This window comes from Pseudofrankia coriaricola (assembly GCF_032027725.1).
In the GTDB taxonomy this organism is placed as follows: domain Bacteria; phylum Actinomycetota; class Actinomycetes; order Frankiales; family Frankiaceae; genus Pseudofrankia.
On sequence record NZ_JASNFO010000065.1, the window covers coordinates 52,412 to 78,284 of the forward strand.

General features: G+C 69.5%; 20 protein-coding genes and 3 pseudogenes. 9 read left to right on the plus strand and 14 right to left on the minus strand.

Annotation, left to right across the window (positions count from 1 at the left end):
• Positions 1–12: 12 nt before the first annotated feature.
• A complete protein-coding gene (locus QOZ89_RS30440; protein ID WP_312627017.1) occupies positions 13–618 on the minus strand; it encodes a hypothetical protein in 606 nt (201 codons plus the stop codon).
• Between the two features lie 787 nt (positions 619–1,405).
• Between QOZ89_RS30440 and QOZ89_RS30445 the strand changes: the two genes are divergently transcribed.
• Positions 1,406–1,930 carry a hypothetical protein gene (locus QOZ89_RS30445; RefSeq protein WP_312627019.1) on the plus strand — a complete coding sequence of 175 codons (525 nt, stop codon included), beginning with the start codon at positions 1,406–1,408 and terminating at the stop codon, positions 1,928–1,930.
• Between the two features lie 15 nt (positions 1,931–1,945).
• On the opposite strand, the pseudogene QOZ89_RS47700 reads toward QOZ89_RS30445, so the two are convergent.
• The 3 genes and pseudogenes from QOZ89_RS47700 to QOZ89_RS30455 all read right to left on the minus strand — a co-directional run.
• Positions 1,946–2,176, minus strand: a pseudogene (locus QOZ89_RS47700) (effector-associated domain EAD1-containing protein); the annotation flags it as partial.
• Positions 2,177–2,610: 434 nt separating this feature from the next.
• A complete protein-coding gene (locus QOZ89_RS47705) occupies positions 2,611–2,832 on the minus strand; it encodes a restriction system modified-DNA reader domain-containing protein (protein ID WP_397428868.1) in 222 nt (73 codons plus the stop codon).
• A 339-nt stretch (positions 2,833–3,171) separates the two neighbouring features.
• Complete coding sequence (locus tag QOZ89_RS30455; RefSeq protein WP_312627023.1) at positions 3,172–4,371, minus strand: hypothetical protein; 1,200 nt, start codon at positions 4,369–4,371, stop codon at positions 3,172–3,174.
• Between the two features lie 610 nt (positions 4,372–4,981).
• Between QOZ89_RS30455 and QOZ89_RS30460 the strand changes: the two genes are divergently transcribed.
• Entirely contained in the window at positions 4,982–5,287 is a 306-nt protein-coding gene (locus QOZ89_RS30460; protein WP_312627025.1) for a hypothetical protein, read from the plus strand.
• 171 nt (positions 5,288–5,458) lie between these two features.
• Here QOZ89_RS30460 and QOZ89_RS30465 read toward each other — a convergent pair.
• A pseudogene (locus QOZ89_RS30465) lies at positions 5,459–5,779 on the minus strand (hypothetical protein); the annotation flags it as partial.
• 203 nt (positions 5,780–5,982) lie between these two features.
• Here QOZ89_RS30465 and QOZ89_RS30470 point away from each other — a divergent pair.
• Together QOZ89_RS30470 and QOZ89_RS47710 are read left to right on the plus strand one after the other, a co-directional pair.
• Positions 5,983–7,350 carry a hypothetical protein gene (locus QOZ89_RS30470; RefSeq protein WP_312627027.1) on the plus strand — a complete coding sequence of 456 codons (1,368 nt, stop codon included), beginning with the start codon at positions 5,983–5,985 and terminating at the stop codon, positions 7,348–7,350.
• 35 nt (positions 7,351–7,385) lie between these two features.
• Positions 7,386–7,508, plus strand: coding sequence for a LuxR C-terminal-related transcriptional regulator (locus tag QOZ89_RS47710; RefSeq protein ID WP_397428872.1), 123 nt, complete (start codon positions 7,386–7,388; stop codon positions 7,506–7,508).
• A gap of 377 nt (positions 7,509–7,885) precedes the next feature.
• Here the strand turns inward: QOZ89_RS47710 and QOZ89_RS30475 are convergent, their stop codons facing one another.
• Positions 7,886–8,956 carry a phosphatidylethanolamine N-methyltransferase family domain-containing protein gene (locus QOZ89_RS30475; RefSeq protein ID WP_312627029.1) on the minus strand — a complete coding sequence of 357 codons (1,071 nt, stop codon included), beginning with the start codon at positions 8,954–8,956 and terminating at the stop codon, positions 7,886–7,888.
• On the minus strand, positions 8,953–9,747 hold the full coding sequence (locus tag QOZ89_RS30480) for an SDR family NAD(P)-dependent oxidoreductase (RefSeq protein ID WP_071048066.1): 795 nt from the start codon (positions 9,745–9,747) through the stop codon (positions 8,953–8,955). Before QOZ89_RS30480 ends, QOZ89_RS30475 begins: the two co-directional genes overlap by 4 nt.
• Positions 9,748–10,750: 1,003 nt before the next feature.
• Here QOZ89_RS30480 and QOZ89_RS30485 point away from each other — a divergent pair.
• Entirely contained in the window at positions 10,751–12,214 is a 1,464-nt protein-coding gene (locus tag QOZ89_RS30485) for an alpha/beta hydrolase (RefSeq protein ID WP_071048065.1), read from the plus strand.
• Positions 12,215–12,272: 58 nt separating this feature from the next.
• On the opposite strand, the gene QOZ89_RS30490 is transcribed toward QOZ89_RS30485, so the two are convergent.
• The 4 genes from QOZ89_RS30490 to QOZ89_RS30505 form a co-directional block, all read right to left on the minus strand.
• Positions 12,273–13,925: an MFS transporter gene (locus QOZ89_RS30490; RefSeq protein WP_312627035.1), complete on the minus strand. Its 1,653-nt coding sequence runs from the start codon at positions 13,923–13,925 to the stop codon at positions 12,273–12,275.
• Positions 13,926–14,360: 435 nt separating this feature from the next.
• The gene (locus QOZ89_RS30495) at positions 14,361–14,903 is read right to left on the minus strand and encodes a VOC family protein (protein WP_312627037.1); all 543 of its coding nucleotides are present in this window, start codon (positions 14,901–14,903) and stop codon (positions 14,361–14,363) included.
• Between the two features lie 115 nt (positions 14,904–15,018).
• Positions 15,019–17,853 carry an ATP-binding protein gene (locus QOZ89_RS30500; protein ID WP_312627039.1) on the minus strand — a complete coding sequence of 945 codons (2,835 nt, stop codon included), beginning with the start codon at positions 17,851–17,853 and terminating at the stop codon, positions 15,019–15,021.
• A gap of 145 nt (positions 17,854–17,998) precedes the next feature.
• Positions 17,999–19,534: an MFS transporter gene (locus QOZ89_RS30505; RefSeq protein WP_312627041.1), complete on the minus strand. Its 1,536-nt coding sequence runs from the start codon at positions 19,532–19,534 to the stop codon at positions 17,999–18,001.
• 49 nt (positions 19,535–19,583) lie between these two features.
• Here QOZ89_RS30505 and QOZ89_RS30510 point away from each other — a divergent pair, with 49 nt between their 5' ends.
• The 3 genes from QOZ89_RS30510 to QOZ89_RS30520 all read left to right on the plus strand — a co-directional run bounded on the left by QOZ89_RS30510 (position 19,584) and on the right by QOZ89_RS30520 (position 22,742).
• On the plus strand, positions 19,584–20,120 hold the full coding sequence (locus tag QOZ89_RS30510; RefSeq protein ID WP_312627043.1) for a MarR family winged helix-turn-helix transcriptional regulator: 537 nt from the start codon (positions 19,584–19,586) through the stop codon (positions 20,118–20,120).
• Between the two features lie 431 nt (positions 20,121–20,551).
• Positions 20,552–21,733 (plus strand): substrate-binding domain-containing protein, encoded by a 1,182-nt coding sequence (locus QOZ89_RS30515; RefSeq protein WP_312627045.1) that lies wholly within the window; start codon positions 20,552–20,554, stop codon positions 21,731–21,733.
• A gap of 211 nt (positions 21,734–21,944) precedes the next feature.
• Complete coding sequence (locus QOZ89_RS30520; RefSeq protein WP_312627047.1) at positions 21,945–22,742, plus strand: SAM-dependent methyltransferase; 798 nt, start codon at positions 21,945–21,947, stop codon at positions 22,740–22,742.
• A 27-nt stretch (positions 22,743–22,769) separates the two neighbouring features.
• Here the strand turns inward: QOZ89_RS30520 and QOZ89_RS47715 are convergent.
• Positions 22,770–23,278: pseudogene (locus tag QOZ89_RS47715) on the minus strand (DUF5753 domain-containing protein).
• A 780-nt stretch (positions 23,279–24,058) separates the two neighbouring features.
• Positions 24,059–24,466, minus strand: a complete 408-nt coding sequence (locus QOZ89_RS30530; RefSeq protein WP_312627049.1) for a MerR family transcriptional regulator — start codon at positions 24,464–24,466, stop codon at positions 24,059–24,061.
• 49 nt (positions 24,467–24,515) lie between these two features.
• Here QOZ89_RS30530 and QOZ89_RS30535 point away from each other — a divergent pair, with 49 nt between their 5' ends.
• Entirely contained in the window at positions 24,516–25,400 is an 885-nt protein-coding gene (locus tag QOZ89_RS30535; RefSeq protein WP_312627051.1) for an NAD(P)-dependent oxidoreductase, read from the plus strand.
• Between the two features lie 275 nt (positions 25,401–25,675).
• Here QOZ89_RS30535 and QOZ89_RS47720 read toward each other — a convergent pair whose 3' ends face one another.
• Entirely contained in the window at positions 25,676–25,846 is a 171-nt protein-coding gene (locus QOZ89_RS47720) for a winged helix-turn-helix transcriptional regulator (RefSeq protein ID WP_397428873.1), read from the minus strand.
• Between the last annotated feature and the right edge of the window lie 27 nt (positions 25,847–25,873).

The window sequence follows — 25,873 nt, forward strand, 5'->3', positions numbered from 1 at the left end:
GGTGTGTGTCCGTCAGTGCAGGGCCTGAACCCGAGGGAGCACCGAACGGGTGAACAGCTCGACGATGTCCGAGGTGGTGGGTCCGGCGGGGACGTCCCGATAGGTTCGGCGGTCGCTGTGCGGCGTGGGCCAGGCCCGTGGGGTGTTGGAGGGGAACTGCGGGAAGATCACGGTCGTGGGGTATTCGCTTGAGGCGATTGTCGGGCCGGCGGCGGCGCTGTCGCTGGTCGCTCGGGACGTGGTGAGCGCCGTCGTGGTGCCATTGCGGCAGGGCATGGGCCTCGTCCCGGTGACGGACCGGCTCGTCGACGAGGTGGCCGGCGGCGGATCGGCCGCGTCACTCGGGTTCTGGCGTTTCCTGGTGGCTTCGATCGTCTGTTGCGCGGCTGGTCCGGCGCTGGTCCGCTCGCCTATGTCGAAGCGGAGTTCTTCGGCGGTGTCGGCAGCCAGCGCGCCGCCGTCTGGAGCGGCGGCGCCCTCGTCTTTGGACCCGTCGCGCTTGGCGAAGGCCAGCTGGTGCCGGTGGATGGCACGCCGATCTCCCAGGCACTCGCGTGGGTAGGTGTCACCCGCGAGGGCGTCCACGACGAGTTCGACTCGGTGGACCTCGGCCGGCATCGGCACACCGAGGACTGGCTCCCATGACCCGCCCGGCCATGCGGCTACATCGCCGACGGCATGTCCGGTCGTCAGCGACCTGCCGCGGGACTGACGTCCGGCGCCAGGTCGGCCCGGCACGATATTCCCCGGAGGCCGTGGTTGGGACCGCTCGGCACACCCGAGAAGGGGACCGGCCGATCAGGACGACGGGACTTCGACGGATGCGACTGAGCCAGCCCATGCCGGAGACGTCTCCGGCGGCCCGTTCGCCGGATCAACAGTGTCCTTGGCAGCCGCCCGGCGCCCGTGTCACCCGCGAACCACGCCCCCGACGGTGAGCGGCTTTCTGTGTGGTCGCGCGAGTCGTGGGCAACCTGCCGGTGGGATGTGCGCGCGACGATTCCGACTCTCCGATGCGTAACGGACGGTCACTGCCGTTGGAATCGACGCGGTGCTCGACCCTGACGCACCTATGTCAGGTCACGGATTCACAGAGGAGCAGGCACAGGAGCACGTCGACGCCGCCTTCGAACTCTGGACCCAACGGTCCACCACGACGTGGGCGCTCGACCTCAGCGTTCTGACGCATGCCGGGATCTCTGTCGCGCCGCCACCGCCGCCATCCGAACGGTCCAAGTCCACGCCCTGAATTGTCCCAACCGATCAGTGCCGACGTTCGGCGTGACGATGACGTTGGTCGCAGCCCTGTCTTTCAACCTCCACGCCGCAGTCACTGACCAGCTTCGACCAGCATGCAAGGCAGGCCGATGGGTACCAGCCTCGCCACGAACAGATCAACAAGCCCGTGCGGCTCGCCCGCCGCGCCCCGGCCTCCGCGGACCACCGGCTGCTGGCCTACAGCTGGCCGAGCGCCTACCCCCTGTGGCCGGTCGCGGCAGCGGAGACCGCCGCGACCGGCGCTCAGCAATATCCGCACGACACATCTGGTGCCCCGCAGCTGGGTGGCTATAGGCTTGTGACCATGGCGGACACCGGTGACCACCCGTCGCCCCGCTACCGGCGTCCGTACGCCGTCGCGGGCAGCCTCGAGTTGCTCCATGGCCCGGTGTCCGGTGTAGTCCAGCTGCCTGCGCACCTGGACTGGTCTGGCCATGCGGGATACGACCTGGACGCGCCCGGGCGGATCATCGATCTCTACCGCGCGGTGCTCGTCGAAGCGGCCAGCCCACAGGATCTTTACGCCTACCTGAACGCCGCGGTCCTGCGTCGCCTGTGGGCGGTCCTGTGGCTGCCGACGCAGCTGCGCCGGTCCTGGGAGCAGAAGTTCCCCGTTCTCGCCGAGATCAGTCGAATTACCGCTACCGCTTAGGCCCAGAACGCTGTTACCCGGATACGCACGGGCCGCCTCGGCGAGAATCGCGTCCCGCAGCCCAGGCCCAGCTCCGTGGACGAGCAGCCTCGAGACCTCTGTCCAAAACGCCACCCCGCTCGCCGCTTGCCAAAACGGCTGCCGGCCACGCGGAAACCCCGCCGCTTCCAACAACCGCCGAGCCGCCGGAGCGTCGAAGAGCTCCGCGAGTTCACCGATCTCCTGCGACGAGAGCCCCTCCGCCATCTATCCCCCCGCCTCGCCCAGACCGCGACGGCCACACGCTCGTCCCAACGATTTTCCCCCAGCCCGGCACCCTGTGAGACGCCTGCTTTGCCGTAGCTCATAGAAATCCCGACCAGCGAGTGAAACGATCAGCGAGACGACGGGAGGTCGAGGGTCGGCGCCACCAGGCCGTGTTCGGCCCCGGGCTGGGTCTCCCGCCGGCAGACTTCCGAGTGCGACGATGGGCGAAGGCAATCAAGGTCCGGGGCGAAGGGCGTCGCCTTTCACGTGAGCACATGCCGGGGGATGAAGTGACAGCCGGGCTGAGCGATGAGCAAATGACCGCGCTCGCCGAACGGTTTGCCGATCCGCGCTCGGCCCGCCAACTGCTCACCGAGGTCGGGATCCCGCTCGGCGAGCTTCCGTGGAATCCCGAGCACCGGAGTCGCGCCGCGTTAGACCGGACCCTTGTAGCGCCTGCGCACCCCGTCCAGTGTCTGGTTGTTACGTTTGAGGGTCCAGAAAGTCCAGCCGTTCGGCTGTCCGGTACCCTGGGCATCCGCAGCGGCGGCTGAGGGAGTTCGGTGGAGGCCGCCGGACTCCGTACGGATGCGTCCGGTGTCGAGTACGGTCGCCAAGTACTCCACTCCGCTTCGGCGCCCGATCAGACTCTCCACCGCGCTTGGCGACGAAGTCTCAGGTCAACGGCCCGAAATCGAGTTTTTGGCACGGTACACGCAGTGGCTGAGCTTGAGCAGCTCGCCTTGGATTCGCTTGTACCCCCACGTCCTGTTCTCGGTCGCGAGGCATTCGATCAGCGTGGTGATCTCCGGGGCGACCGGCGGTCGGCCGGTCGGGCGCCCGTAGGTCCACTTCCTGGTGACCAGGCGGCGGTGCCACCGTAGGATGGAGAACCGCCCCGGCGAGTCCGAAGTCAAACATGCCGGAGCGGTTCATACTGTTGACATCATGGCCTGTCATGGTCTCCGCGCTCGGTCAGCAATGCACCCCCCAAGTCAGATGAAGGCATCGGCGTGCATCCGTGTGTTCTCGTCCACGACATTGACCTGTGCTCCACTCACAGCCCCGATATTGACCTTGATGTCGTCGCTGAACGACCCGTTGGCATCCGTAGTGTCTCGATGCTGCCCGGTCTGATGCGTCGTGGGACTACCATCGACAACGATGTCGTATGAGATCGCGACATTCGCATTTTGGGAGAACTGGGAGCCGTCGACGCGGATGAATCTGCCCGCCTGCGTCTGGACAGCCGTGAGTGCGGCGCTCCCAATAACCATCCGGAACGGGCCGTTCCATGCGAAGTTAGGTCCCGAATCACGCCAGAAGAAGTTTAGATGCCCGGTGGAGTTCAGAGCGATAAGCTCAAGGTTTCCGGGGTTGCCAAAGTTGGACTGAATCATGGTAAGTGCTATGATGTGTCCCGCGTTCTGGCCGAACGTGGTTGGGGCACTCCAGGGCATGCCCACAGCGTCGTTATTACGCCACATGAAGTTGATTCCGCCGTTCGCCGCGGGGTAGACCAGTTCGAAGTTTCCCCTGGTCCCGAAACGACTCTGTATCAGAACAGGGTTGCCCCCGCCGGCACCGCTGGCGATCTGGATCGGTCCGTTCCATTGCGAGTCGCGCCAGAAGAAGTTCAGCTTGTCGCCGGTCCGAGCGATGAGCTCAAGGTTTCCAGGGTTGCCGAAGTTGGACTGGATCATGGTGAGCGCCTCGACGATCCCCATGTTCTGGCCGAACGTGGTTGGGGCACTCCAGGGCATGCCCACAGCGTCGTTATTACGCCACATGAAGTTGATTCCAGTGTTGCCCGGGTAGACGAGTTCGAAGTTTCCTTTAGTCCCGAAACGACTCTGTATCAGAACAGGGTTGCCCCTGTCGGCGCCGCTGGCGATCTGGATCGGTCCGTTCCATTGCGAGTCGCGCCAGAAGAAGTTCAGATTGTTGCGATTCCGGCTGATCATCTCGAGGTTTCCGGGGCTGCCAAAATTCGATTGAATCATGGTGAGCGCGTCGTACCTTTCGGCGTTCTGGCCGAACGTGGTCGGGGCACTCCAAGGCATGCCTGCGGCATCGTTGTCACGCCAAAGGAAAACGATTCCTCTTGGTTTGGACGACGGGATGGCGAACTCGAAGTTTCCCGTGCTACCGAATCTACTTTGGATCAAGACCGGGTTTCCGCGCACCACGGACATCCCTACTCCTTTTATATAGAAATTGATCACTCGACGGTCCGGCTGCCAGCGACAATGGCATGTAATCATCAACCCTGCTCTGCGCGCATCATTCCAAGGAGATATCGCTGGATATCTCCTCTGCGTGTCACCCACGTCCGCGAGCCTTCAATTTTCCTCAGGTGGGACGGCTCGCCACTTCCGGCCGTGTACCTGGATTCCGAGCGGGAGCGGTAGCCGAATATGTTGAGAACCTCGATTCCGCCGGAACGCCCACCCTCATCATTTTCCACCATCTCGACATGCTATCGATCCCCATTCCAGTCAACCCCAAACCGCGGAATGAATTGTCTTCTTATTCTGTTACGACTCGGAGGTTCTGATCGTCCTGGTTGCGGTGGGCTGGGGCATCTGAGTGAGGATCGGGCTTTGGCGGAGCGCCACGCGCGGCTGATCGCCCCTTGGGGTCGGGCGCGGCCGTGATCAAGTGTCGCCGCCGGATGACGTTGTGCCTGCCGAAAATGCCATCTGCCCTGGTCAGGGCGGTCGCAGCCGTTGCGGCCGATCATGAGCCCACCCGGCGCCTGGCCCACGTCTGCCGGGGCCGGTGACTGCGCGAGGATGCCGCTTCGTGGTGCTTCGCCTGACCTACCTCGGGGTTACGAACGCATTCGCGCTGCTGCGCCTGCTGCCCCGCAGTGATCGTGACAAGGACGTCGAGATCCTCACGCTGCGACACCAGATCGCCGTGCTGCAATGCCAGCTCGACGGCCAACGGGTCCAGTTCCAGCCCGCCGACCGCGCGCTGCTGGCGGCGCTCCTGCACGCGCTGCCGCAGCCAACTCTGCGCGGCCTGCGCCTGCTGGTGCGTCCGGAGACCGTGAAGGGTGCAGGTATGCGATTCGCTGGTCAGCGCCTTGATCAAGCAGCTCGTTGATATTCGTGGAGGAGGCCGCCGAGGCGGTCGATCCGTCTGATCGGGCTGCTGGGATCGCCGGTCGGTGTCTGCGGGTTGGGGTGTTGAGGTCGATGCCGCAGTGGGGTCGGGGTTGTAGTGCTCGACGTAGGTCGACAGGATCTGTTGGGCGTGGCGTCGGTTCCAGATCAAGATCCAGTTGAGGCATTCTGAGTGGACGGCGCGGACCCGGCGTTCGGCGTAGGCGTTCGCCCGTGGGGCCCGGACCGGAGTCTTGATGATCCGGATGCGATCGTCGGCGAAGACGTCGTCGAGACCGCGGACAAACTTGGCGTCCCGGTCCCGGATGAGGAACCTGTACTGCCCGGCGTCGCCGAGTCGATAGGCAAGATTCCTAGCTTGCTGGGTGACCCATGTGGCGGTGGGCGGTGACGCCGGCGAGCCAGACGTGGCGGCGGTCGAGTCCGATGAAGAACGGCACGTACAGCCTGGCCAGCCCGGCCGTGTTCGCATATCTGCGTGAGCCGGAGCACAGCAACCTGACCGCCCGCGGCAACCTCGCCACCTCGTACTGACAGGCCGGGCGGACCACCGAGGCGATCAGCCTCGAGCGCGCCGGGGAGCGAGCCCGTGGCCGCGGCGGTTGGAGCGCGGCTGCCGCGCTTTTCCGCCGCGCGGCGACCCTCACCACCGGCCAGGCGGCCCGCAGCCGCCGGATGCTCGCCGCCGCCGAGGCGAGCTGCGGCTCGGGTGCCCTCGACCGCGCGCAAGCCGAGCTCGACGCCGCCGCCACCTACCATGACGACCCGCGCCACCTCGGCCTCACCCGGCGGGTTCAGGGCCGCATCCACCACGCGCAACGCCAGCCCGCGAAGGCGACCCGCGACCTGCTCGCCGCCGCAGCCAGCCTCGGTCCGGTCGACATCCGGCTGGCCCGCGACATCCTGGTCGAGGCCGCTGTGGAAGCACAGATCAACGACCAGCTCGCGCCCGAGGGAGCCACCCGGGCCGACGTGGCCCGCGCGGCGCTGGCGCTACCACTGCCCGCCGGGATGACCTCCACCGTCGGCGACCTGCTGCTCGACGCCGACACCGCCCTGCAGTTGCACGGCTTGGACGTCGCCCGGCCCGCTCTACGCCGTGCGATCGACACCGTGCGACGCGGCGACCCGGATTCCCCGGAGACGCTCCACCTGCTCGCCGCCGCCTGCGAAGACGCCACGATCCTCGGGGACGAACCCACGCTGCGCGAGCTGAGCCACCGCATGGAAACCGCGGCCCGGCAGCACGGGACCATGCTCTCCCTGGCGCTGGCCCTCAGCCATGCAGGAGCCTGGGGCCTGTTCGCCGGAGACCTCGCCGAAGCCCGGCGGTGCTTCAGTGAGATGACCGCTCTGGCCGATGCCCGGGGCCAACCCTGGAGCCTCGGATCCTTGCTGCTGACGGCCTGGAGCGGGCCGCCTCGGCAGGCCTACGCCCTCCTCGACCTGGTCGCCGCGGAAGCGGCCCGCCAGGGGCAGGGATACCAGCTCGTGTTTGCCAGCTACGCGCGCTGCGTCGTGGAACTCGGGCAGGGCCGCTACGACGCCGCCTATGCCAGCTACCCCTCCGGCATCGCCGGTACCTCGCAGCTCAAGTTCGCCTTGCCCGATCTCGCCGAGGCGGCCGCGCGTTCCGGTCACCGCGGCGCCGCCGAGAGCATCGCCCGTCAGCTAGGCACGCTGGCGGCCGACACCCCCAGCCCGGTCATGCTCGGGTTTCTGGCCCGCGTCCGCGCCCTCACCGCGGCAGACAGTCCGGACGCCGACGACCTCTACCGCGAAGCCGTCGACGAGCACACACGCTCAGCCGGACCCGCCCACCTCGCGCGCAGCCAGCTCCTTTACGGCGAATGGCTCAGGCGGCCCGCCGGCCTCGAGACGCCCGCGCCGCCCTGCGCCAGGCGTACCAACTGTTCGAGGACGTCGGCGCGCAGGGCTTCGCCGCGCGCGCCCGCGGCGAGCTCGCCGCAGCCGGCGAGACCCGCCCGGCCCGAGCGGCCCCGGGCCCCAAAACTGACCTCACGCCGCAGGAAGACCAGGTAGCCAGACTGGCTGCCACGGGCGCGACCAACGCGGAGATCGCCGCCCATCTCTACCTCAGCCCCTACACCGTCGACTACCACCTCCGGAAGATCTTCCGGAAGCTCGGCCTCACCTCGCGCCGCCAACTCGCCCACGCACAGCTCGGCCCGGCGCAGTAAATGCATCACGCGGCCGTTTCAGGCGCGATCAAAGTGCGCACAACGCTCACGCGGCCATCACGAATCGTGAGGATATCAGCGGTTCGCTCACGCTCGCCTTCCTGACCCGCACCTGACGCGATCACGTCGCGCCTTTTCCCGCAACGCTCACCACCCCGGCACTTAACCGACGCAGCTTGCGGTGGTTTGAGACCTCCCCCTGCAGGGCGACCCCGGAGGACCTACCTCCATCACCTGCACAGAACCGCTTCCAGGAGCTCCTACAACCACGCCTCCTTCAGCGTTCGTGGCACACGACCTGGGCAAATAGGTTCGACCTATCGGTCAGGGCGGTAGGAGTGCGGCGACGCCCGGGACGGCACCGCTAGCGATGACGCTCAGTAGATCCCAGGGACGATCCGCCAGCGCACGCGAGCGCGGTACTCGTCCCAGAGCGCGCCGTACTTGGCGGCGCAGCGGCGGTCGTCGTCGATCTGGCGCGGCACGAGCAGGCCGACGTAATAGAGGGGGTACAGCCAGGGCACGGGGTCGCCGGGCGTGCCGAGGGCGAGTGTGATGCCGACGGCCATGAGGATCTCGCCGAGGTAGTTGATGTGGCGGGCGGCGCCCCAGAAGCCGCCGCAGAGCAGCGTGCGCTCACCGTCACCGATCGCGCGCGGCTCGAACAGGCCGAAGGCGCGGGCAGCGGGATCGCGCTTGAAGAGGAACTTCTGCATGTTCGCCCCGCGCGCGAGCGTCCAGCCGGCGGCGAAGACGACGCCGGCGAGGACCAGCAGCCAGGCCGGCGCGTGCGGGTCGGGCTCGTCAGCCCGCGCCCAGAGGCCTACGCAGTAAAAGTACGGGTAGAAGACCAGACAGCCCCAGCCGAGCTTGAAGCCCACGCGCTCGGCGAAGAGGTCGTATGTGTAGAGGTGGACGTATTCGAAGGTGAGGTAGTCCACGACGAAGTAGGTCAGCAGCCCCGCCGAGAGCGCGACGGCAGCGCTGAGGTGGCCGATCGCGAGATGCTGGTGGGCGGCGAAGGACAGAACGTTGAGCTCGAGCAGTACCGCGCCCGCCAAGTAGAGCCACATCTTCGCATCGACCGTGCCGCCGCGCCAGCGCGGGTTCTCGCGGCGGCCGAGGTAGAGGTCGGCGACGGGCGGCCTGCCGGTCGGCGGGGCGGGCAGGACGAGCGCGGCGGTGAACAGCAGGCCGAAGACGCATGCGCCGGCGAGTTCGGCCCAGCGGTGACGCCAGAGTTCGTCGGCCGGCGCCGCGTGCACGGCGACGAGCACCACGGCGATCCCGACGGCGGCCAGAAGGACCACGAGGCCGTTGAGTCGGTAGCGCAGCGGCCGGTAGTGATCGTCGCGCACGTAGCCGTCGATCCAGCGGGCGGGGAGGGCGACGTGCAGGGCGAGGATGGCGCCGAAGATGATCCACGGTAGAAAGAAGCCGAGGATCACGGTACGTCGAAGCCCTTCACCGCGCGACCCATGATGGCGGTGGTGGTGGCGCGCGGCAGCAGACGGCGCATGACGAACGCGGCGAGCTTGTTCGCGCGGCCCGGGGTCACGAGCGCCATCCGGCCCAAGCCCGCGAGGGCGGCCTCGACGACCTGGTCGGGATCGAGGGTGCCTGGCGCGTCACGCCCGACGGTCGTGGCGTAGCCGGGCGTGCGCACAGCGCCGGCCACACATGCGAGGACATCGACGCCGACGGGGCGCAGCTCGGCATGCAGGCTCTCGGCCAGGGACGTGGTGAAAGCCTTGCTGGCGGCGTAGGCGGCAAGGCCCGGGCCGCCCTGGTTGCCGGCGAGCGAGGACATCAGGACGAGGGTGCCGCGGCGGCGCTCGATCATCGCGGGGACGAGCTGGTGGATGAGGGCCAGCGGGCCGCGAACGTTGACATCGACGAGGCGCTGGGCGTGCTGCGGTGGATGGTCCAGCAGAAGGCCCGTGAAGGAGAAGGCCGCGTTGTAAACGGCGGTGCCAATCTCGAGCCCGCTGCCGGCCGCGGCGAGGCGGTCCGCGAAGCCCGGCTCGGCGAGGTCGGCGGCCAGTGTGCGCACCTCGACCTCGTGCTTGGCGGCCAGGCGCTGTGCCGTCTGTTCGAGCGGCTTGGGACGGCGCCCGACCGCCAGGACGTGCAGGCCGCGCCGGGCGAGGGCCTCGGCCCAGGCAGCGCCGAGGCCCTCGGAGGCCCCAGCGACGACAGCCCACGGCCCATGCGGCATGTGAGTGCGGAACGCGGCCATATAGCTCCACTTTATCCAGAGCATCCCGCCCTACCCAGAACTTCCAGTCGAACTGTCTGGCGGTCTGGTTGTAGAGCGTCTGGAAGGCCACGACCGGGCGGCGAGCGCGTCGAGGTCGGCGAAGTCACCGCGCTCGATGGCCCTGCGTCGCAGGATCGAGAAGTAGACCTCGACCTGGTTGCGCCAGCTGGCGTGGACGGGTAGGTGGACGAGGGTCGCGGTCGGGTGGCGGCGCGCATCCGCTCGATGGAGGGCTGGCCCCAGCGCGACGGGCCGTTGATCGCGAGCCCTGGCGCCGGCGACCGGCCAGCCCCCGACTGATCGCCCACAGAGCGCCACTCCACACTGCGGGCAGTCTCAGCGGACGCGCCGACCACCCGGGCGAACCTGGAACCCGTCACGGTCTAGCCCACTCGTCCCCCTCGCAACACACGGACCAACGCCCAGTGCCGGTCCGGGCCCAGCCCGGACCGGCACACGGGCGTGACTACTGACAGAGACGACCAGCCGACCGCGACGCGCGAATACAAGACAGTGAGGCGCGGTGCCGGGTCCGGCACGACGATCAGCTCCACCTCGGCTCGACACCCGAGCAGGTGCTGGGCACAGTGCGGCACGTCTACCAGGCCGCCGCGCGCACTCCACTCCGTATAGGCCCGTATCTGGTGGACGACACCGTCATTCCTGGCGTGGTCGAGACGCGTGCCGATCCCGCGGTAAGCGGGATCGGCACAGCGGCGCAAACCGTTCCTCGCCTCGTCGTCGGACCACACGGGCGGGCGCGCGCAGATCACCGCCAGTTCGCCGTCGCAACAACCCGGCATCCCAGACCCGCGCCGAGCCGAAGTTGCTGGCGGTCAGGATCGGCGACCCATTTGGACTCCACGCCACACCGTTCACCGGAGTACGCACTGAGGCGGATGTCGAGCAGACCTTCGTCAGCCCCAGGTAGCACATGATTTCGATCTGGCGGCTGACGCGGCGGCGTGCATGTGAATCCAGCATGGTGCCTGTGACCGAGATCGTTGAGGGGCTGCAGATGTCCCCCTTGGAAATCCTGCTTGTGCTTGGCGCCGTCGCCCTGGTGTTGGCGCGCTGGCTCCCTCCGGCTGCCCGTCGCCCACTGACGTTCGGCGCCGTGGCAGCCGTCGTGCTCTCCGGAATGGTGCTGGGCGTGGTGGGGCTGCGCTGGCAGCTGGTGCCCGTACTCGTCGGCGCGGCTGTGGTCCTCCCGTTCGCCGTCGCTCCGCTGCTCCCCCCGCGCGGTGGCCGCTCGCCGCGCAGGGCCCGGTGGTGGCTCGCGCTGCCGGGATCGGCGCTGTGCCTCGGTCTGATCGCCTCGGGCCCCGCGGCGGCCTGGGCGCTGCCCAGGCCGGTGTTCCCCGAGCCGTCGGGCAACTCCGCTGTCGGCACCAGCGTGGTGCAGTGGACGGACCCGGCCCGCGCCGAGACCGCCACGGCCGACCCCCGCGACCGGCGCACGGTCGTGGTCCAGCTCTGGTACCCCGCGCGGCAGAGCCCCGCAGGCGCGCAGCGCGCCCCGTACCTGGGGCGCACGCAGGGTGAGGCGCGCACCGTCTCCGACGCGCTGGCGCGCTACGTCGGCGTCCCCGGTTTCCTGCTCGACGGCCTTCCGCGGGTGCGCACGCACGCGGTGCCCGACGCCCCGCCGGCCCCCGGACGCGAACTGTTCCCCGTCGTGCTGTTCTCTCCCGGGGCGGGAGGAGTACGAACACAGAACACGGCATGGGCGGAGGAGCTGGCCAGCCACGGCTATGTCGTCGCGGCCCTCGACCACCCCTACGACTCCGCCGCCGTGGTTCTCACCAACGGCCACACGATCGATACCAGGCTCGCCGCCACCGACGACCAGGCAGAGGGCGAAAAGCAAGCGGCCGAGGCAACCGGGATCCGCGCCACCGATCTCAGCTTCGTCCTCACCCAGCTGAACCGGGTAGAGCACGGACAGATCCCTGGCCCACTGACCGGACGTCTCGACACCGCGCGGGTAGCGGTGACCGGCCACTCCTTCGGTGGCAGCGCCGCACTACAGGCAGCCCACCAGGACCCCCGGTTCGCGGCCGTCATCGACATGGACGGCTACTCCCACGACCCCACCCCACGCCCCTACCACCAGCCGGCGCTCGCCCTCACCTCGACCATCGGCAAACCCAGCCCCGACTACATCCCCCGCCTCGCCAAAGTCCTCAGCCTCAGCACCAAGACCAGCTACCTGCTCACCGTCCCAGGCGCCGCGCATCTCACCTTCACGGACGCTCCCCTCTACCTCCCGCCCGTGCCCTCGATCGTCGGCTCACTGGGCCGTACCGGGGGCCCGCGGGTCACCGCTGGCGCCTGCATCGCCTTCCTGGACCACGCGCTCCGAGGCAAGCCCGGCGACATGGCCGACACGCTGTCCAGCTACGGCGACCTCAACATCGTCCAACCGGACAGCCGGCGCCAATAGGTAGGTTCCCGGGGGACGTAAGGGCGGCCGCAAGCCGGCATCGCCGGCGGTGGAGCGATCAGGTGGCCTGGCCGGGCGCCGGTACCGGGGCGGGCTGCTGGCACGGGATCTGACGGGTGAGGATCAGCGCGGTCAGGGCGATGGCGGCCAGCAGCGACAGAGATGCTCGCAGACCGTCGATGCGGGCATCCGCGTTGTTGGTGGTGATGGCCTTGGCGGTATCCGGCGACACTCCGGCCTCGTCGAGCCGGATCTTCAGGTCCCGGTCGGACAAGAAGGGGATGTTTTCGGCCAGCCGCGCCTCAGCGTGCGTGGTCAGGCCTGCCGGCACGGCGGGGTCCTGGCGGACGCCGGTGAAGAACGACGTGGACAGTACGGAGATGAGTACCGCTCCGGCCGCCGCGGTACCGATCGAGGCGCCCAGGTTCGTCACCGTGTTCTGCACCCCACCGACCTCGCCGCTGTGCTCGTCGGCGACCGCGGACACGGTGACACTGCCGAGCTGCGACGCGAGGGCGCCCACCCCGAGGCCCGCGAGCAGCATCGGCCACGTCACGATCTCCGGTCCGGCGCCGGCGTCGAGCGCGACGATCATGATCGTGATACCGGCGAACAGGGCGAGGAAACCGCCGCGGACGACGCGCCGGGGCGAGGCGTGTGGGAAGGCTTTCGGAATGCCGGCGGCGGCCACCAGCAGGGCGATGGACAGCGGCAGTAGGCGGACGCCGGTCGCGACCGCCGAGAGCCCCAGCGCCACCGAGAGATACAGCGGTACCACGAAAAAGAGACCCGCCTGGAGCAGGTACTGAAAAAAGAACGACGTTAGCCCGGCCCGCAGCGTCCGGTTGCGCAGCAGCGTCGGATCGAGCAGCACGACGGCGCCTCGGGCGAGCCTGTGGTCCTGCGACCAGACGAAGAGCCACAGGATGGTTCCGCCAGCGAGGATCAGCCAGATCGCGGGGGAGAGCCCCAGCCAGACGGGTGCGCCGGGTGCAGACCGGACCAGGCCCCAGCTCCCCGATCGGAGGACGCCGTACACGACGAGAGCCAGGCCGGTCGCGGACAGCGCGGTGCCCACGAGATCGAGACGTCCGCCCGCTGTCGGAGGTGTGCCTGCCATCCCCCGGGTCAGTCGCAGGATGACGGCCACCACGAGGACCTCGCCCGCGAAGACCCAGCGCCAAGACAGATAGGTGGTGAACAGGCCGCCGACGAGCGGACCCGCGGCGACCGCGATCGCGCCGGCGGCGGCGACCAGCCCGTAGGCGCGCGGCCGGTCCGCCGGGGAGAAGTTCGACGCGATGAGGGCGATGACAGCGGGCATGATCAGCGCGGCGCCGACTCCCTCGAGGAATGACCAGCCGAACGTGAGGACGGCGAGATTTCTGGCGACGGAGGTCGTCAGTGACCCGCAGCCATAGATGACGCAGCCGATGGTGAACACACGCCGATGCCCGAGGAGCTGCCCCAGCCTACCTCCAGTGATCATGAGCGCGGCCATCACCAGGGTGTAGAAGGTGATGGCGGTCTGGATTCCGGTCACCGTGGTACCGACGTCCGCGGCGACGGTGGCGATCGACACGTTCATAACCGAGCTGTCCAGGGTCATGAGGAACTGCGCCGCCGCCAGTGTGGGGAGAAGTGCCCTGCCGGCTGTGACCGTTCCCGGCTCGGCCCCGGAGTTCTGTTTCCCGGAAGTCCGGCGTGCCATCACCCCGCTCCCGCCCTGTTGCTTGGCATGGCTCCCTTTCGACCGCACCTAGCCATCGACGACGACCGTCCGGCCACCGCCGACCAGGCGGTGAACCACAGCCTCCCGGCGCGGGAGCGTCCCCGCATCTCCGGTGGTCCGAAACAGCGGAATGAGCTCCTCATGGCGAAGAGACCGGTTTCCGGCACGGCGCAGCAAGCTGTCGGTTTCGGCTTACCCCGGCTCGGTCACAGGCGCAGCGAGCTGTGTGTTGATCTCCTCCTGCGCGAATGGCACGAACCGGGCCACATCGCCGACCGCGGCGAGGATTCGCGCCGCCCCGGCTGGTCCGACCGGCGAAGGTGTCCATCAGCCGGCTGCGCCGGCCTCGGGCCATGCTGGGTAGCCGGCGCTGATGCCGGTGAGCCTCGTTGCCGCAAGCGTCGGTGGAGATCGTCAGCGTCGCGGCGCGGTGAGGATCAGGCGCGGGGACGGGTAGAACGTGGCTTCCCCACCGGGATGGAAGGCGACGCCGGTGAACCGGCTCCAGTCGCCCGTGCCGTGGATGAACCGGGTCGAGATCCCGTCCGGGTCGATGACCTCTACCCATGTACCGTCGGCGTGCTCGCCGGCCACCGGGTTGTAGCCCAGCCGCTCGGCGTGCGCGCGGATGCGGGCGAGCGCGTCGGGGTCCGGCACGTTCAGGATGATCGGGTGCTCGCCGCGTAGATCCGCGGTGCCGGCTGTCGTCGAGCGCAGCCGGAAGGAGATGGCGAAGCCGGCGTCGCTGCCCAGCGCGCACCCCGTCACGACGCCGTCCCGGCTGAACTCGCGGCGGTAGTGCATCCCGAGCAGGTCGCGATACCAGGCGACACTGACCGCGAGGTCGCTGACCGGGAGCATCGCGACGAGAACGCCGGTGATATCCCCGGGCTGGAGGGTGCTTCCCTGGGCCGGGTGGGATGCGTCGGTTGCGTTCGTCGTCGTATCGAGGCTCATCGTGGCCGTCCTTAGCTCGCCGTGGTCGTCGTGCCCATCACTTCCGTGTGACGAGCATCGGCGCGGGGCGATCGGCCGGCATCGGTGAGACCTACCGAGTTAGCCCGCGCGGCACCTACCGAGGCGGCGGCCGGGTATCGGCCAGTTGGCCCGACAGCCGGGCGCGCAGCCGGATCCGGTCGGGCGCGCCGGTCTTGGCGAGCAGGCTAGCCACGTGGGTGTCGACCGTTCGGGGCGAGACGAACAGCCGCTCGGCGATCTCCCGGTTGGTCAGCCCGTCGACGAGCAGTCCGAGGACGTCCATCTCCCGGCTGGTGACACCGAGCGCGCGAAGCCGCGGGGGGACGGTGCCACGGCCGCGTCCTCGCCGGGTGGGCGCGCCAGCTCGGCGTAGCAGGTCACGGCAGGTGCGCGCGAGCAGGTCGTCGCCGCCCGCGACATGGGCGTCAAGATCGGCTCGCAGCGCGGGCACGGGGGTACCCCAACCGTCGGCGACCGCCGCTTCGAGGGCGAGTAGCCGCAGCAGACGCCGCCACCAGTGCTGCTCGGCGAGAATCGCGTCCGCCGAGTCGAACAGCGCCGCGGCTCGCTCTGGTTCGCCGTCCCGGCCGGAGGCGACCGCCTCGGCGTAGCGCAGGCCGCCACGGTTGAGCGACCTCGGCAGCGCGTCGGAGCGCCGCAGCAGGTCGCGGGAGGCCGCGTCGCGGTCAGCCGTCACGGTCCGCAACAGCGCCCACAGGCCCCAGATATGGACCGGAGCCGCGCTCGCGTGCTCTCCCAGCAGCTCGATGCTGGTGTCGAACAGGGCGGTGGCGCCCCGCAGGTCATGGGCCAGCACCCGCCGCAGGCCGCGGACCGCCGGGGCGAGTGCGGCGACCTCCGGTGAGGTGTCCGACCGGCCGACAGCGGCGGTGAGCACCACCTCCATCCCGCGGGTGTCCCCCGCGGCGGCCCGGCCGGTGGCGACGAAGATCTCCGCTAGTCCTCGCAGCGCCGACAGCCGGAGGCGGTGCGCTTGGTCGGCCGCGTGCCGCGCCAGGTCCTCGGCAGCCCGCGGCCCCTCGGCGGTCGACCTACCGTCCGCGAGCATCAGGTCCGCCGAGATGGCCTGCGCGAGCAGACCCGCGTCGAGCGCGACGTCGCGGGCTTCGAGCAGGGCGGGCGACGATGCGCGGTCGAAGAACTCCACGGTGCTGACGCCGATCAGCGCTGTCACACGCAACCGGGTCAGCCCGTGCTCCGCCGCGATGGCCGCTGCCCGGCGGAACGCCGCGAGTGCGGCGTCCGGGTCCTCCCGCGCGGTGCAGCGGGCGAGGGTCGTCGATGCGTGGACGAGCGCCGTCCAGTCGCCGCCCCTGGCCGCTCGGGTGACGGCCTCGTCGGCCAGCCTGGCGGCTCGCCGCGGGTCACCGCCACCGAACGCCGCGTCCGCGGCGAGCGCCAGACTGCCCGGTTCGTGGGCTCGTCCGGCACGTTCGACGAGGCGTTCGGCCTCAGCCCACCGGCCGGCGACGACCGCCGCATCCGCCATGACGAGGCAGAGGTCCGCGTGCCGGTCTCCCGTGACGGTGGCAAGGGCCGCGGCGCCGGCATCCAACGCCTCCAACGCCCGTCCCGACAGGGTGAGCAGCCGGGCTCGTTCGATCGCGACCTCTGCCGGCCGCGCACCGGTCGCCGCCGCCCGCGCCAGTAGTTCCTCGGCGCTGCGTGGTGCCGCCCGGGCGAGGTCGCGCCGGGCGAGTCGAAGGAAGATCGCGGCTGCTTCATCGGGTTCGTCGGCGCTCACCAGCAAGTCGCCGGCCCGTGCCTCGTCGTCGGACCGGCCGCTGGTACGCAACCCTTGGGCCACCCGGCGGGCGAGCGCCGCGCGCTCCGGCGGCAACAGCGAGGCCAGGACGGCATCTCGAGTCAGCGCGTGCCGCCAGCGCAGCGTGGCCCCGTCGGACACCAGCAGCCTGGGATGCGCGGCCCGCAGCGCGTCGAGCACCTCGGCGTCGGTCAGGCCGAGCAGGGGACCGAGTAGCGCCCAGTCCCGTCCGGCCCCCAGCACGGCGGCAGCCTCGACCACCCGGCGCTGCCGCGCCGTCAGTGCCGAGAGCCGGTGCGCGACCAGATCGGCGAGCGTGTGCGGCAGCGATTCGGCTGGCTCGCGAGCGACGCCCTCGGCAGCGTCCTCGGTGACGCCCTCGGCGGCGACCGCCGCGACGAGTTCCTCGACGAGGAATGGAAGCCCGTCGGACTTCTCAAGGACGTAGCGCAGGGCCCGGTCCGACAACGCGTCCCCGGCGCAGGCGGCCGCCAGCGCCGCGACGGTGGCCGCGTCCAGCCGCCCCAACCGCATGGTCGTGACGGCGGGTTGCCGGCCGAGACGGCGGACGAGGCCGGGTACCGCCTCGTCCTCGTCGTCGCGCGCCGACACCGCGACCAGCAAGGGCCAGCCAGCCAGCGTGCCCGCCAGGTATTCGACGACCGCCCAGGTGTCGGCGTCCGCCCAGTGCAGGTCCTCCAGGACGAGCAGGCAGCCTCGGTCGCCGCCGAGCTGGCGCAGCAGTCGGAGCACCCCTTCGCCGAGCAGCAGTGTCGGGTCGACCGTCAGGTCCGGCCGGTCACCGGACTCGACCGGTGCCCAGCCCGGCAGGACGCGGCCAAGCGCGGCACGGTAGGGGCGCAGCTCGTCGGCGGCCGGGTACCGGTCGTCGCGCAGGCCGCCGACCAGCGCCTCGGCGATCGCGCGGTAAGTGCCGCCGCCTGGCACCGCGCGCCCGGTGAACACCCTCGTCCCGGCCGCGCGAGCCCGGGCGGCCACCTCGTCGAGGATGCGGGATTTCCCCACCCCGGCCTCGCCGACGACGGCCAGCAAGGCGCCTTCCCCGCGCCGGGCGACACCGTCCACCAGGCCGTACGCGCCGGCCAGCTCAGCGGCCCGGCCGACGGTCGGCGCGTCGCGCACGGTGGACACCACGTCACCAGTACACCGAACGAACGCCTGCTCGGCCACTACCCGTCCGTAGCCACAGTCGAGAGACTGGCTGAGGACTCGAACCGTTTGATCAGCACCCCGACCTGGACCGTCATTGATCAACATAGTCCTTGCCTCATTGATCGGTGGCAGGTCTGGGCAGATCTCGGATGACATGGTCAATGTCCGGGGTCGCATGACCCGCCTTGCCGCTTTCGCGGAGGATTGGCGTCTCGTTTGAAATGGCATGTCTCACTGGATCATTGTTGTGCGAAGGTCGCACTGTCTCGTGCCGGCTGCGCGGAGCGAGCACCAGCCCGACGGCGAGTACGGCCGCCGCTACGGCGAGCACGGTGGACAGCCCTGTCGCCGGGTCGGCGACGATGAGCAGGATCCATCCGAGCCCGGCGGCGCCGAGCGATCCGCCGAGCTGCCGGGCGAAGGTGAGCGTGGCCATGGCCGCGCCGATGTCGTCACGGGGCGCGCTGCTCTGCCCGAGCAGGGTGTAGGCCTGCATGGAAAGACCGAGCGCCGCACCTGACAGCGCCATGCCGACCACCGCCGTGGTGACGGCGACCGGTGTTCCGGCCGAGTGCAGGTGCGGTACCACGGCGAGCGTCCCGAGCCCGACAATGCCGATCGCGAGTCCGGCGCGGCCCCACGGAACCATCCGGCTCCAGCGACGCGCCAGGATCGAGAACGTGAGGGTCACCGACAGCTGACCGCCGGTCAGGGCGATGAGCAGCGTGGCGGTACCGGATGTGTCCGCGCCGGTGCCGGCGGCTACGGCCAGCGGGATGAATGCGAAGGTGCCGAACAGCGCGATCCCGGTGATCGTGTTGGCGCCGATCGCGCGGGCCAGCGCCGGCACCGCGACGAGCGACGGCGGGATCAGGGGTGCCGTGGCGCGTCGCTCGACGAGGACGAACGCGGCACTGGCGGTCACGGCGACGACGAGGAGCAGCGGTGCCCACCACGGGCTGGCGGCCAAGGCGTCCGACGAGCCCAGTGCGACCACAGCGCTGCCACCGACCGTGATCAGTAGCGTGCCGGTGACGTCGAATCCGGCGAGCCCACCACCGCGGCCGCGCGACGGAAGACCCCGGACGCCGAGAACCACCGCGACGACGCAGACCGGCAGGTTCACCAGGAAGATCCACTCCCAGCCGGGCCCGGCCGCGAGCAGGCCGCCCGGTGGTGGGCCCGCGAGCGAGGAGACGGTGAAGGTGCCGGTGAGCCAGATCTGGCGGCGCACCAACTCCGCCCGGTCGAACATCTCGCCCAGCACGCTCACGGCGGTGACCACCAGGCCGCCGCCGCCGAGTCCTTGCACGGCGCGGGCGACGACCAGGAACGTGAACGACGGGGCGAGCGCGCACAGCAGCGATCCGACCGCGAACAGGCCCACGGAGATCATGAACACGGTGCGCCGGCCGAGCAGGTCGCCGAGCTTGCCGTGCACCGGCGTGGAGATCGTGACGGTCAGGAGGTAGACGGCGGTGACGCCGGCGACGGCGTCGGCCGCCCCGAGTTCGGCTCCGATGGTCGGCAAGGCGCCGACGACGATGAAGGTGTCGAGTTGAGCCATCAGCATGGCCAGCAACAGCGCGGCGAACGACGCCCGCGTGGCCCCAGTGGTGGTGGCCGGGTTCACCACCAAAGATGCGTGCATATCGCACAGGTTATTGTGTGCGATGCGCACACACAAGCGAGGAGGGACAGTGATCCTTCACGCCGACAGTCCGGACGGACGCAACCCGTCGGACGAGATCGGCGCCGCGGACGGACCGAAGTCGGAGTTCGCCGGCGCGGGAGCCGCCATGTTCCAGCTCGTCCGGTTCTGGTCCCGACGCGGGACCGCGGCCGTGCCCGACGAGCTGACCGGCGAGCTGCGGCGGGTGCAGGACGTGCAGGTCCTCGAAGCGATGAACGCGGCGGCGCGCGCCACGACCGAGGTGTCCGTCAGCGACGTCGCCCACCAGCTGGGCATCGACCGGTCCGGCGCGAGCCGCTTCATCGCCGACGCGGCCGGGCACGGCTACCTGCGGCGTGTACCGTCGGCGCGCGACGGCCGCCGCGCGGTCCTCGTCGTCACTGAAGCCGGACAGGATCTCCTCACCCGTGCCCACGCCTGGCAGGACGAGAAGTTCGCCGCCCTCACCGCCCACTGGCAGCCCGAGGACGCCGCCCGGCTCGGCCACTACCTGCGCCGCCTCGCCGAAGAGGTCACCGACCCACGTCAGCAGAGCCAGACGTAGCGACATAGCCAGTGAATGCGCGACCAGCGGCCAGACGAGGCCCGCCTTCAACCGGGCGTTCCGCACCGCTCCCCGGCCTATGCGACCGACCCTGGCCAACGGAGCTGCCCGTCACCGCCCAGGAGTTCTGGTCAGACCCGGGCAACTCAGGCTGAGAACCTCGAAGTGCCCGCCCGGCCTCCGACGCGGGGCCCGAAATAACAGCCTGACACTCCCCTGGCCGCCGCCGTCGCCTGGTGGGGTGGCGGAGGCGGCCTATCCCCTTGTGGGCGAGTCTTCGGGGAACTGATACCTCGTGCCGTCCTGTCTCCGGCGGTGTGGAATCCTGACGGTGAGCCGAGACGGCCCGCCGTGAAGTCAGGAGCATCGAAAGCCTGGTGTTCTCACCGCCGGTGTTCGCATGTTTCACAGTGTTGAGGAGATCTGGACCGGTGCGAGTTTCGAGGTTTCGCCGCCGTTGGGTGGCGGTCGGCGGATGCGCCGCGGCGCTGACGTTCGGCCTGACCGCCTGTTCCGACTCGTCGAGCGGGTCCGGTGGGGTGAGCCCGTCCGCCACGGGGTCCGCCGCCGCGTCGCGTTACACGACGCCGCTGAAGGGGATCTGCCCGTCCACGGTCGTCATTCAGTCGAACTGGTGGCCCGGCCTTCCCGACGGGTACCTGTACCAGCTTCTCGGCCCGAACCCGACGATCGACGTGAGCAAGAACCGGGTCGAGGGAGAGCTGGGCGCTACCGGCGTGAGGCTCCAGCTGCGCGCAGGCGGGCCGGCGACGGGTTTCCAGCCGGTGACCTCGCTACTGGCTCAGGACGACAGCATCCTGGCCGGCTATGTGGGAACGGACGAGGCCGTGCAGGCCTCCGGGGGGCAGCCGACGGTCGCCGTCTTCGCGCCCTACGAGAAGTCTCCGCTGGCGCTGATCTGGGGCAACCCGGCGTGGAACTTCACCAACGTCGCCGAGATCCGCCAGTCGGGCGCGACGGTGCTGGCCAGCGCGAGCGGGACGTCCTATCCCGACGTCTTCATCCGGGAGGGGTTGCTGACCAAGTCCCAGGTCGACACCTCCTATCAGGGATCCCCGGACCGGTTCGTCGCCGCCGATGGCAAGATCGTGCAGCAGGCGTTCGTCACCAACGAACCCTATCTGCTCCAGCACGACGTCAAGGCGTGGGGCAAGCCGGTGAAGTCCCTGCTTTTGCAGGACGAATACCCGGCGTACATCTCCGCGCTGGCCGTTCGGCCGGACAAGGTGTCGACCCAGCGCGCCTGCCTGGCCAAGCTGGTGCCGCTGTTGCAGCGGGCGCAGCGGGACTACGTCGCCAATCCGGCGCCGGTGAACCAGCTCCTGCTGAAGGTCGTCAGTACGCTGCACACGGGCGGGTTCACCCTTTCGCCGGGGCTGCTCGCGTACGGCAACGCCACACAGAAGCAACTCGGGTTGATCGCCGACGGCAGTGACGGAGTGCTGGGCAGCTTCGACACGGCCCGGGTAGGGACGCTGATCGGCCGGCTGGTCCCGGTCTTCACCGAGAAGGGTAGCGAGCCGAAGCCGGGGCTGGCTCCTTCGGACCTGGTGACCAACGAGTTCCTCGACAAGACGGTGACGTTGAAGTAGAGGGCTTTGCAGTAAGGGATGGGCGGGGCCGCGCCGGCCGGGGCGGCACCCGCCCGGCACTCCTGCCCGGCGAGGTGGCGGGCCGGGTGACCGGCCGGAACGGCGGCGGAAGACGGGCGACGTCCGGGGCGGCCCCGCCCTGGACGGTCCCTATGATGAGCATCGGGGTCTTGTGGCCACCCTTGCGAAGGCTGCGAAGGGAACGTTACCCATGAACGACGGTTCGTCACCCGTTGTCGACATCACCGTGCCGCACTCGGCGCGGGTGTGGAACTACTGGCTGGGCGGGAAGGACTTCTATCCGGTCGACCGCGAGTTCGGCGACCGGCTCTACGAGTTGCTCCCCGAGATTGTGCAGCTCGCCCGGCAGGCTCGGGCCTTTCTCGGCCGCGCAGTCACCTACCTGGCCGGCGAGGTGGGTATCCGGCAGTTCCTCGACATCGGTACCGGCCTGCCGACGGCCGACAACACCCATGAGGTAGCGCAGCGGATCGGCCCCGACTCACGGATCGTCTACGTCGACCACGATCCGCTGGTCCTGGTGCACGCGCGGGCCCTGCTGGTCGGCACGCCCGAGGGGGCCACGAACTACGTCGACGCCGACGTCCGCGAGCCGAAGAAGATCCTCAAGGCCGCCCGCGAGACCCTGGACTTCACCCAGCCGATCGGGTTGATCATGCTCGGGATCATGGGAAACGTGACCGACCTCGACGAGGCGTACGCGATCGTGCGCGAACTGTACGACTCCCTTCCCTCCGGCAGCTACCTCATGTTCAAGGACGGCACCTACGCCGTCATGGGCAAGGACCGCGCCGACGCCATCCACCGTCTCAACGAGCACGAGAAATACCCGTACCACATGCGCACCCCCGAGCAGGTGGCCCGTTTCCTCGACGGTTTCGAACTCGTCGAGCCGGGTCTGGTCTCGACGCCGTTGTGGCGGCCCGGCCCCTCGGCCGAACCGCCCCTGCCGATCGACGACCTGTGTGGCGTCGGCCGGAAGCCCTGACGTCCGTCGTCCGGTCGGGGGCGGACGTCACGTGGCGTGGTGTGAGAGGTGCGAGGCGATTTTTTCGATGACCTTTACCGTGTCGTCGGGCGCCGTGCTTTTGAGCGCCAGGTTGTCCATGGCGAGCATGTAGCGGGTGACGTCTTCCGGCTTGTCGAGGTAGATGGCGCCCGTGAGGTGCTCCAGGTAGACGACGTCGGCGATGTCCGGCCGCCGAACCGCAGAATGCTGAACGCGCCTCCCTCGGCGGGGTGGGGGCCGACGTTGTACGGAAACACCTGGATGGTGATGTTCGGGTTCGCGTTCAGGGCGATCAGGTGTTGGAGCTGGCCTTGCATGACGGCCGGCCCGGCGACCGGGCGCCGCAGTGCCGCCTCGTCAATCACCGCCCATGCCCGGGGCGGATCTGGCCGGTCGAGAATGGCCTGCCGACTCAATCGAGACGGGCAGCGACTCCTACCGCCTCGCCCACACCTGCGCCACCCACGCCACCGCCTGACCAGCTTCCGCCTGGCGGGTGGGGCCGGTTGCGTCACCCTCCGGCCTCGAGACCCGGGCCGAGCGCGTGGCGCAGGTGAGGGCCGTCGAAGCTGAGCGTGTAGATCGCGGGCATCGGCATCGACAGCCAGAAGGCACAGTCAAGCGCAAGGCCAAGAGCGAGGAGCGCGCGGGCGATCCACGTGCCGTGCGTGGCGGCCAGGAACCCGCTCCCGCCGATGCTCGTTCACTAACGCCCAGACGCTCTGCCGGCAGCGAATATCTCACCCCCGAATAAGGGGGATCTCTCCCGCGGCGAGTCTCTTCCAGTAGGTGGGAGCAGCTGCGAGAACGGAGGAAATCCGACGCGATGGCCTCCCGATCATCTGGCTCGGCCTCGGCCACGACGTCGCATACAGACAGCGACGATGCACACGAGCTCACTGCCACTCGGAACACACGTTCATCGGCATGAGCGGTCGTGGGCGAACGAGTTCTGTAGCTGACTAAGAGCTGACCGCCACAATTTTGGCGCGAGACCCTGCCGGGACGGAGCCGATGGCCGCGAACTTCCAAGGCGCACTCGCCCGCATCGACCTCGCCACCGGCAAGGTCACCCACGTTCCGCCTCCCGCGGACGCACCCAGCGCGCCTTCGATCGCCTGGTAGGAGCGGCGCCTGTCGCCGGCTTGCCGGCGACAGGCGCCAATAACGACCGGACCCCTCAACGGCCCCAACAAACACCGCCCGGGTTCACCCGAGCGGCAAGTCGGACTGCCCGCTGCCGTCGTCGCCGCGTGCACCGTGTGGCTGATCCTGCGGCCGGAGATCGCCTGCGGTTAGGCAGGGGCGGGCTCCAGGCCGGCATTGTCAAAGGGTGGATAGCTCTCGCTGCCCATTCCCTCGGCCGCGTCGATGTAGGTGGCGAGCGCGTCGCGGGATTGTGCGAGCCTGTCTATCTGGTCGTTCAGTCGCCGCAGCCGGGAGCGCATCGCGGCCAGCAGCTCCGGGCACCCGGGCAGCTCCGGGGCCTCTCCGACCGCGCAGGGCAGCAGGTACGCGATGTCCTCGGACGACAGACCGGCCCCAAGCAGGTGCCGGATCTGATTCACCCGCAGCACGGCGTTGTCGCCGTACTCGCGGTAACCGTTCGCGCCGCGGTCTGCCTCCAGCAGGCCCTGGGCCTCGTAGTAGCGCAGCTGATGGGCGTTGACGCCCGTCCGACGACTCAGCTCCCCGATCCGCATCGAAACCTCGCTTGACCTTCACACCAGTCTCAACGTTGACGATGCTGCCATGGACGACAGCCCCGACACACCCGTGACAGTCATCGGACTCGGACGGATGGGCCAGGCACTCGCCGGTTCGTTCCTGAAAGCCGGGCATCCCACAACCGTGTGGAACCGCACGACCTCCAAGGCCGATCAGCTGGTGGCCGAGGGCGCACGGCTCGCGCCGACGGTCGATGACGCGCTCAGCACAGGTTCCCTGACGGTCATCTGCGTCACCGACTACCAGGCCATGCACGAGCTGCTCGCCGCGAGCGACATCGAGCTGGACGGCACGATGTTGATCAACCTTACCTCGGGCGACTCGGCCCAGGCCCGGGAAGCCGCCCGATGGGCCGAGCAGCGCGGCGCGCACTACCTGGACGGCGCCATCATGGCCATCCCGGCGGCGATCGGGACCGCCGAGGCGGTGATTCTGCACAGCGGGCCGCGGTCGGACTTCGAGGCACACAGGCCAACACTCGACGCGCTCGGCACCGTCACCTACCTCGGCTCGGACCACGGGCTGGCGTCCCTGTACGACGTGGCCGGCCTGGCCATGATGTGGAGCGTCCTGAACGCCTGGCTCCAGGGCACTGCCCTGCTCAGGACGGCCGGTGTCGACGCCGCGACGTACGCGCCGTTCGCCCAGCAGATCGCTGCCGGCGTGGCCGAATGGCTGCCGGGGTATGCCGAGCAGATCGACAGCGGCTCCTTCCCCGCCGAGGTGTCGGCCCTGGAGACCGACGCGCGGGCGATGGCGCACCTGATCGAGGAGAGCGAGGCGGTGGGAGTCAACGCCGAACTGCCCAGGTTGATCAAGGCGATGGCCGACCGCTCGATCGCCGCCGGACATGGTGGGGAGCAGTATCCGGTGCTGATCGAGGAGTTCGGCAGACCCGGCGACCACTGACCGTTCCCGACATCGAGATCTGGCTGGCCTGGCCTTTCCGCCGATGTCCGGCGTGGCCGCCCGGCTTCGCGGCCGCTGGATTGTCAAGTCCGCCGAGTACGGCACCGGCAGGCTGGCCAGCCCAGGCGATGATCTGTGCCGGTGTTGACGCGGGCCTGGAGTTCGAGACGCGCGAGGGTCCAGGGCGAGTGATCGGCTCGTCGACCACCCGAGCGCGGAAGCGCAGACCGCGGTGCGGGCCGGAAGGCGAGGGGTCGCCCTGGCCGGCGGCAGCGCTACGGCCGGTGAGTCGCCACCGCGTGCTGGATCGCCGTCCCCGTCCGGTACAGGCTGATGAGCAGAGGGCGCAGTGCCTCGCCGGCGGGCGTGAGGGTGTAGCGGGTGCGCGGTGGGAACCCCGCCAGCTCGGCCCGCGCGACCAGCCGCCGTGCCTCCAGCTCACACAGCCGGTCGTGCTCCGTGGTTGTAGGCGT